The organism is Streptomyces malachitofuscus, from assembly GCF_055571035.1.
The window spans coordinates 1-11,155 of the sequence record NZ_JBVIGA010000059.1 but is presented as its reverse complement, the minus strand read 5'-3'; the positions used below and the strand labels follow the sequence as shown (position 1 = coordinate 11,155).

2 protein-coding genes are annotated in these 11,155 nt (G+C 72.1%); both read left to right on the top strand.

From position 1 onward, the window contains the following. The first annotated feature begins 62 nt into the window (after positions 1 to 62). On the top strand, positions 63 to 9,311 hold the full coding sequence (locus tag ACZ44S_RS38905; RefSeq protein WP_466938191.1) for an SDR family NAD(P)-dependent oxidoreductase: 9,249 nt from the start codon (positions 63 to 65) through the stop codon (positions 9,309 to 9,311). Further along, on the top strand, positions 9,308 to 11,155 hold a 1,848-nt coding region (locus tag ACZ44S_RS38900; RefSeq protein WP_466938188.1), incomplete at its 3' end, for a type I polyketide synthase. The genes ACZ44S_RS38905 and ACZ44S_RS38900, both read left to right, overlap by 4 nt.

The window sequence follows — 11,155 nt, the reverse complement described above, 5'->3', positions numbered from 1 at the left end:
CGCCGGAGTACTGGGCGGAGCATGTGCGGCGGCCGGTGCGGTTCGCTGACGGGGTCGCTGCGATGCGGGAGCTGGGGGTGGGCCGTTTCCTGGAGGTGGGTCCGGGGGGTGTGCTGACCGCGTTGGTGCGTGAGGCCTGCGGTGATGACGTCACAGCCGTACCGACCCTGCGTAAAGACCACCTCGAACCCGATGCCTTGCTGAACGCTTTGGGCACACTGTGGAGTTCCGGCGCGTCCGTGGACTGGAGTGCGCTGCTGCCTCCGGCCCCGACCGTGGAGCTGCCGACGTATCCCTTCCAGCGCAGCCGGTACTGGCTGGAGGACGGGCAGCGGGTGGCGGACATCGCGACCCTCACCCTGGCGCATTCCGACGAGGTGGTCCTCGACACGGAAGTCTCCCTGCGCACCCACCCCTGGCTTGCCGATCATGTGGTGCTCGGGACGACCCTGCTGCCGGCCACCGCGTTCGTCGACTTCGCGCTGCGGGCCGGCGCGCAGGTCGACTGCGCCACACTCGGCGAACTCACCCTGGAGACCCCGCTCGTCATCCCCGAGGAGGGGACCGTCCAGCTCCAGGTCTGGGCCGGTGCCCCCGACGAGCGCGGACGGCGCCCGGTCACCGTGCACGCGCGTGACGACGACACGGCTCCCTGGGTCCGCCATGCGACCGGGGAACTCCAACCCGTCCCACAGGAGCCGGAGTCGGCGGTGGAATCCTGGCCTCCGCCTGGTGGGGAACCGGTCGACCTGGACGGCTTCTACGAGGACATCGCCGAGTCCGGCTATGAGCATGGCCCGGCCTTCCAGGGGCTCACCGCAGCGTGGAGGCGTCCCGGTGAGATATGCGCCGAAGTGCAGGCGCCCCCCGGGGCCGCCCTTGACGTCGACGGGCACGGGATCCACCCCGCCCTGCTGGACGCCGCCTTGCAGAGCGCGCTCCTGGGACCGGTGGGGCACGGCGAGCACGGGGCGCCCCTGCCGGTGATGTGGCGCGGCCTCACGCTGCATGGCCCCGGTGCCGGGCCCCTGCGTGTCAGGGTGCTTGCCACCGGACCGGACGTGACGGCGCTGACCGTCACCGATGCCGAGAACCGCCCGGTCGTCTCACTGGAGGCGCTGACCTGGCGGGCCGCCTCCGCCGCGCAACTCGGCGCCGCCCGTACGTCGGTCCGGGACATGCTCCACCGCCTGGACTGGACGCCGCTGCCCACGCAGCCGTCCGACGCCGCCGCGCCGGGCACCTGGGCCGTGCTCGGCGACGAGCCGGTCGAGGGCCTGGCCGCCGATCAGCACACCGACATCGCCGGTCTCGCCGCCTCCGTCGAGGCGGGCACGCAGCCCCCGGACGTGATGGTGCTCCCCATGCGGCCCATGGCCGAAGGGCTCGAGATCGCGGCAGCCGCGCGTACCGCGCTGGACCGCGTGCTGGAGACCGTACGCGTCTCGCTGGCCGACCGGCGTCTCCAGACCTCCCGGCTGCTCATCGCCACACGCGGCGCGGTCGTCACCGGACCCGACGACCCCCTGCCCGACCTGACCCTGGCACCCGTATGGGGACTGGTGCGGTCGGCCCAGTCGGAGCATCCCGGACGCCTCACCCTCGTGGACCTCGACGCGGCCGGGGACGTTACGCACCTGACCGCGGCGGCTGCGACAGGAGAGGAACAACTCGCGGTCCGCGACGGCGTACCCCTGGTGCCCAGGCTGGTGCGCGCAACGCTCACCGAGCCGACGCCGCAAGCGGCACCCTTCGGTCCGGACAGCACCGTGCTGATCACCGGAGGCACCGGCGCACTCGGCGGTCTGATGGCCCGTCACCTCGTGACCACCCACGGCGTACGACGACTCGTGCTCGCCGGGACCCGAGGCGAGGCAGCGCCCGGCATCGGCGAACTGCACGACGCACTCGCCGCGTTGGGCGCCGAGGTCTCCGTCGTCGCCTGTGACGCCGCCGACCGTGGACAGCTCGCCGCGGTGCTGCACCGGCACAGCCCGACGGCCGTCGTCCACGCCGCCGGAGTCAACGACGACGGCATCGTGGAGTCGCTCACCCCCGAACGGCTCGACCGCGTGCTCCGCCCCAAACTCGACGCCGCCCTGCACCTGCACGAACTGACCCGCGAGCACCGGCTCACCGCTTTCGTGCTGTTCTCCTCGGTGATGGGTGTCCTCGGAGGCCCAGGACAGGCCAACTACGCGGCAGCCAACACCTTCCTCGACGCCCTGGCCCAGCGCAGGCGCGCCGAAGGCCTTCCCGCCGTCTCCCTCGCCTGGGGAACGTGGGCACCGACCGGCGGCGGCATGAGCGAACGCGTCGAAGAGCGCGACCTGGCCCGCATGGCCCTGGCCGGCCTGCTGCCGCTGCCCACCGAGTCGGGCGGGGCCCTGTTCGACGCAGCCCTCGCCCTGGACGAGGCGCTCGCCGTGCCCGCACGCCTGGACCTGGGCGCGCTGCGCCGCAAGGCCGCCGACACCGTCGTACCGCCCCTGCTGCGCGCCCTGGCCGGAACCCGGCTCGGGACCGGACCGCGTACGGCGGCGGGGTCCGCGCGGTCGTTGACACGGCGGCTGGCCGCGCTCGCCGAGGACGACCGGTCCGAGCTGCTGCGCGACCTGGTGCGTACGCATGTCGCGGCCGTGCTGGGGCACGCCTCCCCGGCGACGATCGACGGCGGGCTGGCCTTCAAGGAGATCGGCTTCGACTCGCTGACCGCGCTGGAACTGCGCAACCGGCTGAACGCGGCGACGGGACTGCGCCTGCCCGCCACGATGATCTACGACCACCCGACGCCGGACTCCCTGGTGCAACTCCTGCACACCCACCTGCGCGGCGCCGCTTCGGCGACCGCCGAGCCCCGTACCGTCGTGGCCGCGCCGGTGGACGAGCCCATCGCCATCGTGGCCATGGCCTGCCGCTACCCCGGAGGCGTCGCCTCCCCCGAGGACCTGTGGCGGCTCGTCGCGACCGGCGGCGACGCCATCGGCACGTTCCCCGCAGACCGCGGATGGGACCTGGCACGGCTGTACGACCCCGACCCCGAACGCTCCGGGACCTCGTACACCAGGGAAGGCGGATTCCTGTACGACGCCGCCGACTTCGACGCCGGGTTCTTCGGCATCTCGCCGCGTGAGGCGCTGGCGATGGACCCCCAGCAGCGGCTGATGCTGGAGATCTCCTGGGAAGTGCTCGAACGGGCCGGGATCGACCCGACCGGGCTGCGCGGCGAACGCGTCGGCGTGTTCGCCGGGATCATGCATCACGACTACGGCACTGCCCTGACCCACACCCCGGCCGAGGTGGAGGGCTACACGGTGACCGGGACCCAGGGCAGCGTGGTCTGCGGCCGCGTCGCCTACACCTTCGGCTTCGAGGGCCCCGCCGTCACGGTGGACACCGCGTGTTCGTCCTCCCTGGTCGCTCTGCACCTGGCCGCGCAGGCGGTGCGCGCCGGGGAGTGCTCGATGGCGCTGGCGGGCGGAGTGACCGTGATGGCCACCCCACACGTGTTCGTGGAGTTCAGCCGCCAGCGCGGACTGGCCCCGGACGGGAGGTGCAAGCCGTTCGCGGCGGCCGCCGACGGCACCGCCTGGGCCGAGGGCGCCGGTGTGCTGCTGGTGGAACGACTGTCGGACGCCCTGCGCAACGGACACCCCGTCCTCGGCGTCGTACGCGGTACGGCCGTCAACCAGGACGGCGCCTCCAACGGACTGACCGCCCCCAACGGCCCCTCGCAGCAGCGGGTCATCCGTGCCGCGCTGGCCGCCGCGGGCCTACGGCCGGCCGAGGTGGACGCCGTGGAGGGCCACGGCACGGGCACCGCCCTCGGCGACCCCATCGAGGCACAGGCGCTGCTCGCGACCTACGGCGCCGACCGGCCCACCGACCGCCCCCTGTGGCTGGGCTCCCTCAAGTCGAACATCGGGCACACCCAGACGGCCGCCGGCGTCGCGGGCGTGATCAAGATGGTCATGGCGATGCGGCACGACGAACTGCCCGCCACACTGCACCTGGGCGAGCCGACCCCCCACGTCGCCTGGGAGTCCGGCGCGATCGCGCTGCTCGACCACGCCAGGCCCTGGCCGCGACAGGGCGAGCCCCGCCGCGCGGCCGTCTCCTCCTTCGGCATCAGCGGCACCAACGCCCACGTCGTCCTGGAAGAACCCCCGACGACCATCACTACCCCCACTCCGTCCACGGAAGCGGACGCACCGCCGCCCGCCCGAGAACTCCCCCTCCTCCTGTCGGCCAAATCCGCCGACGCCCTCGCCGACCAGGCGGAACGGCTGCGGACGTGGCTCACGGACCGGCCCGCCGAGCCCATCACCGACGTGGCGCGTGCGACGGCCTCGGCTCGGACGGCCTTCGACCACCGAGGCGTCGTCATCGCCGCCGACCACACGGAAGCCGTCGCCGGACTGGCCGCGCTGGCCCAAGAAGGCGCGGCCACCGGAGTCGAGACCGGCACCCTGGACGGGCCGGCACCGAGGCTCGCGGTGCTCTTCAGCGGCCAAGGAGCGCAACGCGTCGGCATGGGCCGCGAACTCCACGAGGCACACCCCGTCTTCGCGGAGGCCTTCGACGAGGCGTGCGCGGCCTTCGACGCCCACCTGGACCAGCCCCTCACACAGGTCATCGAAGGCTCCCCGGACGACCTGCTCGACCAGACCCTGTACACCCAGTGCGCCCTGTTCGCCTTAGAGCGCGCCATGTACCGGCTGGCCGAGTCCTTCGGACTGCGGCCCGAGGCCGTCGCGGGCCACTCCATCGGCGAGATCGTGGCCGCCCATGTGGCCGGAGTGTTCTCGCTGCCGGACGCGGTGACGCTCGTCCTGGCACGCGGCCGGCTCATGCAGGCCCTGCCCCCCGGCGGCGCCATGGTCTCCGTGGAGGCCACCGAGGAGGAGATCCTTCCCCTGCTCGCCCCGCACACCGGCAGCGTCGGCCTGGCCGCGGTCAACGGCCCGACCTCGGTCACGATCTCCGGCTCCGCCGACGAAGTGGCGCGCGTCGCGGACCACTTCGCCCCCCTCGGACGCAGGACCCGCCGCCTCAAGGTGTCGCATGCCTTCCACTCCCCGCTGATGGAACCCATGCTCGACGACTTCAAGCGGGCCGTCGCGGGGCTGTCCTACGACACCCCCAGCATACCGGTGATCTCGAATGTCACCGGAGCGCCTCTGGGCGAGGAAGAACTGGCCGGCCCGGATTACTGGGCCGACCACATCCGGCGAACAGTGCGTTTCGCCGACGTCGTCGCCGCACTGCGGGAGCGGGGCGTCGACGCCTTCCTCGAACTCGGCCCCCGCCCGGTGCTCGCCCCGCTCGTCGACGACTGCCTGGCCGCGCTGCCCGGCGATCCCGCCGTGGTGGCCACCGCCGCACCGCGCGCGGACGGCACGGAGAGCCGCGCCCTGCTCACCGCGCTCGCCCGCCTGTGGACCCAGGGCACCTCCGTCACCTGGGCCGCCGCCCTGCCCGCCACCCCCCACGGACACACCGACTTGCCGACGTACGCCTTCCAGCGGCAGCGGTACTGGCTGGAGGGCGCGCCGGGCGTCGGGGACGTCGACGCGGCCGGGCTGCGCGCAGCCGACCACCCGCTGCTCGGCGCGGCCGTACAGGTCGCCCACGCCGACGAGTACGTCCTCACAGGCAGGCTGTCCCTCGCCCTCCTGCCCTGGCTCGCCGACCACACAGTGGGCGCAACGGTCCTGCTGCCCGGCACGGCCTTCGTCGAGACCGCCCTGCGCGCCGCCCACGAGGTGGGCTGCGACCGCCTCACCGACCTGACACTGACCTCGCCCCTGATCCTGGACGACACGACCGCCGTCACCTTCCAGGTATGGGTCGGCGAACCCGACGAGAGCGGCAGGCGCCCCCTGACCGTCCACTCGCGTCCCGATCGCGCGCCCACGGACCAGCCCTGGACCCAGCACGCCACCGGCGAGATCGCCCCGGCCGTGCCCTCGGACCGGGACCCGGGCCTGACCGCGTGGCCGCCCACGGACGCCGAACCCGTCGACATCGCGGCGTTCTACGACGGCACCGCGGACGCCGGCTACGGATACGGACCCACGTTCCGCACCGTGCGCGCCGCCTGGCGGTGCGGGGACGAACTCCTCGCCGAGATCGAACTCCCCGACACGCAGCACACCACAGCCGCCCGATTCGGCTTGCACCCCGCCGCACTGGACGGCGCACTCCAGATCAGCCGGCTCGTCGCACTGGACGACGGCGAGGGGACGCTGCTGCCCTTCGGCTGGACCGGCGTCACCCTCCACGCGGTCGGCGCCACGGCGTTGCGCGTGCGACTGACCCGTACCGGCCCCTCGACGGTGTCGCTCACCGCGGCCGATTCCCTCGGCGCAGCCCTGATCGACATCGAAGAGCTCCAACTGAAGGCCCTCACACCTGAAATGCTCGCCGCACTGCGGACGGCGGCCGGGCAACCGGCAGACGACGAGGCGCAGTTCCGACTGGACTGGGTGCCCTTCGAACCGGCACACACATCGACCCCGTCACTGCCCGTCGTCGTGGGCACCGACCTCGGCCCCGACCTGCACGAGGCGTTCCGCACGGTCGGCGACTGGGACGAACTGCGGCAGACGCACGACGACGCCTTCCCCGAGGCCGTCGTCCTGCCCTGCGTCGCTCCACCCGACGACGAGGACTCGCCCGCGTCCGCCCTGTCCCGGCTCACCGCGGTGCTGCGCACGGTCCAGGAGTGGCTGGCCGACCCGCGCAGCGAGAACTCCCGCCTCGTCGTCGTGACCCGCATGGCCGTCACCACCGGCCCGGACGAGACTCCGGCACGCCCGGACTGGGCCCCCGTCTGGGGACTGCTGCGCTCGGCGCAGACCGAGAACCCCGGACGGATCGCACTCATCGACCTCGACCACATCGACAGCCCGTCCCTCACCGCGGCGATCGAAACCGCCGCACCTCAGACCGCCGTCCGCGACGGCGTCCTGCACGCACCCCGCCTGACCCGCCCCCACAGCACCCTCGCACTGCCGGGCGAGTCGGGCTGGCGGCTGCACAGCACCGGCGGGGGCACCCTCCAAGGCCTCGCCCTCACCCCCTCCGACGACGCCGTTCGCCCCCTCGGACCGGGTGAGGTGCGGGTCGAGGTCCACGCCGGCGGCCTGAACTTCCGCGATGTGCTGATCGCCCTCGGCATGTACCCCGGCCGCGCCCAGCTCGGCAGCGAGGCGGCGGGTGTGGTGGTCGAGGTGGGGCCTGGTGTGTCGGGTCTGGGTGTGGGTGATCGTGTGATGGGTCTGGTGTCGGGTGCGTTCGGTGATGTGGTGGTGGTGGATGGGCGGTTGGTGGTCGGTGTTCCTGTGGGGTGGTCGTTTGTGCGGGCGGCGTCGGTGCCGGTTGCGTTTTTGACGGCTTGGTACGGGTTGGTGGTGTTGGGGGGTTTGCGGGCTGGTCAGCGGGTGTTGGTGCATGCGGCCAGTGGTGGGGTGGGGCAGGCGGCGGTGCAGGTGGCGCGGTGGGTGGGGGCGGAGGTGTTCGGTACGGCGAGTGAGGGCAAGTGGGGTGTGCTTCGGTCGTTGGGGCTGGATGACGCTCATATTGCCTCGTCGCGTTCGCTGGGTTTTGTGGAGCGGTTCCCGCGGGTTGATGTGGTGTTGAACTCGTTGGCGGGGGAGTTCGTGGAGGCGTCGGCGTCGTTGGTGGTGGAGGGTGGCCGGTTCGTCGAGATGGGGAAGACGGATGTGCGGGACGCGGAGGCGTTCCCGGGCATCCACTACCAAGCCTTCGACGTACTGGACCCCGGCCCCGATCACCTGGGCCCCATGCTGCGTCGGATCGTGGAACTCCTGGAGGACGGCACCTTCTCCCCGCTCCCCGTCGACACCTGGGACATCCGTCGGGCCGAGGAGGCCTTGCGGTTCATGAGTCAGGCCCGGCATGTGGGGAAGCTGGTGCTGACCGTGCCCCGGCCGTGCTGGGGCGGGGACGGGACGGTGCTGATCACGGGCGGTACCGGCACGTTGGGTGGTCTGGTGGCCCGGCATCTGGTGCGGGCCCATGGGGCGCGGTCGCTGGTGCTGTGCAGCCGCCGTGGGATGGACGCCCCGGGAGCGGCCGAACTCCGCGATGAGTTGGGCGAGTTGGGCGCTGTGGTGCGGGTTGTGCGGTGTGATGCCGCCGACCGGCGGGAACTCGCCGCGGTGCTGGCGGCGATTCCGGCTGAGCGTCCGTTGCGTGGGGTGGTGCATGCGGCGGGTGTGCTCGATGACGGTGTGGTGAGTGCTCTGACTCCGGAGCGGTTGCGGGCCGTTCTGCGGCCGAAGGTGGAGGCGGCCTGGAACCTGCACGAGCTCACCCGTGACCTCGACCTGACCGCGTTCGTGCTCTTCTCCTCGGTCGCGGGTGTGCTGGGCAGTCCCGGGCAGGGCAACTACGCGGCCGCCAACGCCTACGTGGACGCCCTGGCGACCTGGCGGCAGTCCGAGGGCCTGCCGGCCGTATCCCTGGCGTGGGGACAGTGGGCTCAGGAAAGCGGGATGACCTCGGGGCTGTCCGCGGTGGACGAGGGACGGCTGAGGAGGTTCGGCGTCCTCGCCCTGGACAGCGACCGGGCCTTGGAACTCATGGACCGAGCGCTGGGCACCGGCGGCGCCGTGATGGTGCCGGCGGCGTTCGACCGGCAGGCTCTGCGAGACCAGGCCGCCCAAGGTGCGCTCCCCGTGGTGCTACAAGGCCTCGCCGGTGGCGACGGAGCGCGGGTGATGGCCCGCGCCGCCGTCGGCGGCAACGGAGACGGCGGTGCGACCGCGTCCCTGGGCGAACGACTCGCGGCGCTCAGCGAGGCCGACCGCGACCGTGCCCTGCTGGACCTGGTCCGAACACACACCGCCACCGTCCTCGGCCACCCCACCCCCGACACGGTGGACGGCAAGGTCACCTTCAAGGCCCTCGGCTTCGACTCGCTGGCCGCCGTCGAACTGCGCAACCGCCTGAGCCGGGCCGCCGGTTCCAGGCTCCCGGCGACACTGATCTTCGACCACCCGACCCCCGAGCGGCTGGCGAGCCATCTGCGCGCCGAACTCATCACGGCGGAGCCCGCCGAACGCGCTCTGACCGAGCAACTCGACCGCTTCGAGCAGGCCTTCGCGCTGATCCCCGACGACCCCGGCGAGCGGGAGCAGGTCACGGTGCGTCTCGAGCGGCTGCTGCGCAGGTGGCGCGAGGCAGTAGATCCGAACGGCGACGGCCGCGTGGCCGACAAGCTGCAGGAGGCTTCGGCCGAAGAGGTCCTGGACTTCGTCGAGAAGGAGCTGGGCGTCTCATGAGCAACGGCGACGACAAACTGGTCGACTACCTCAAGAAGGTCGCCGCGGAACTCCACGACACCCGGCGCCGATTGCGCGACGCGGAGGAGGGGACACGGGAACCCATCGCCATCGTGGGCATGGCCTGCCGCTATCCCGGCGGAGTGTCCTCCCCGGAGGATCTGTGGAGCGTCGTCGAGAACGGCCGTGACGCCATCACCGGGTTCCCCACCAACCGCGGCTGGGACCTGACCGGTCTCTACGACCCCGACCCCGACCGGTCCGGGACGTCGTACACCCGCGAGGGCGGATTCCTGCACGACGCCGACCGGTTCGACGCCGGACTGTTCGGCATTTCGCCGCGCGAGGCGCTTGCCATGGACCCACAGCAGCGCCAGATCCTCGAGACGTCCTGGGAACTGTTCGAACGCGCTGGAATGCCCACCGAGTCCCTACGAGGAAGCTCCACGGGCGTGTTCGTCGGCGCCGGCTACTTCGGCTACCTGGCCGGCATGCAGCAGGCTCGCGAGGACACGGAAGGGTATTCGCTCACCGGCAACATCGGCAGTGTGCTCTCGGGACGGGTCGCCTACTCCTTCGGCCTGGAGGGACCGGCCGTCACCGTCGACACCGCCTGCTCCTCGTCCCTGGTCGCGCTGCACCTGGCGGTGAGGTCGCTGCGCAGCGGCGAGTGCTCGCTGGCCCTCGCGGGCGGGGTCACCGTCATGCCCATCCCCATCGAGTTCGTCGAGTTCAGCCGCCAGCGGGCACTGGCCGCCGACGGACGCTGCAAACCCTTCGCGGCCGCCGCCGACGGCACGGCATGGGCGGAGGGCGTGGGCGTCATCCTTCTGGAGCGGTTGTCGGACGCGCTCGCCAAGGGACACCGGGTGCTGGCCGTGGTACGGGGATCGGCCGTCAACCAGGACGGCGCCTCCAACGGCCTCACCGCACCCAACGGTCCGTCCCAGGAAGCAGTCGTTCGCGCGGCGCTGGCCGACGCCCGTCTGAGCCCGTCCGAGGTGGACGCGGTCGAGGCTCACGGGACGGGTACAACCCTCGGCGATCCGATCGAGGCCCAGGCACTGTTGGCCACGTACGGGCGGGACCGCGGGGAGCACGGTCCGCTGTGGCTGGGCTCTGTGAAGTCCAACATCGGCCACTCGCAGGCGGCGGCGGGTGTGGCGGGTGTGATCAAGATGGTGATGGCGATGCGGCAGGGGACGTTGCCGCGGACGTTGCATGTGGATGAGCCGTCGCCGCATGTGGACTGGTCGTCGGGTGCGGTGTCGCTGCTGACCGAGTCGCGGCCGTGGGAGGCGGGGGAGCGTCCGCGTCGGGCGGGTGTGTCGTCGTTCGGGATCAGCGGCACCAACGCCCACGTCATCGTGGAGCAGGCGCCCGACACCGGCCTGCCGGCGGAAGAAGCGGCGCCTTCCCGGAACGGACACCGGATGCTGCCGTTCGTGGTGTCGGGCGGCTCGGCGGAGGCTTTGCAGGCGCAGGCGAAGCGACTCCGGGACTTCCTGACAGACAGGCCCGATGCCCAACCGGCCGAAGTAGCACTGTCGTTGGCCTCCACACGCACGCGGCTGTCGCACCGCGCGGTGATCGTCGCCGACGAGCACGCTGATCTGGTCAACGCCCTCGAACACCTCTCCACTCATGCCGTCACCGGCGTCGCTGACTTGTCACAAAGCCCGGTGTTGGTGTTTCCGGGGCAGGGGGCGCAGTGGGCGGGGATGGGGCTTGAGTTGTGGGACGGCTTGGCGGTGTTCGGTGAGCGGATGGCGGAGTGTGAGGCGGCGCTGGCCCCGTTGGTGGACTGGTCGTTGCGTGAGGTGCTGGCCGGTGATCTGGATCGG

Coding starts and splice junctions, on each gene's coding strand:
- ACZ44S_RS38905 (WP_466938191.1), top strand. CDS start 63: ATGCGGGAGCTGGGGGTGGGCCGTTTCCTGGAGGTGGGTCCGGGGGGT.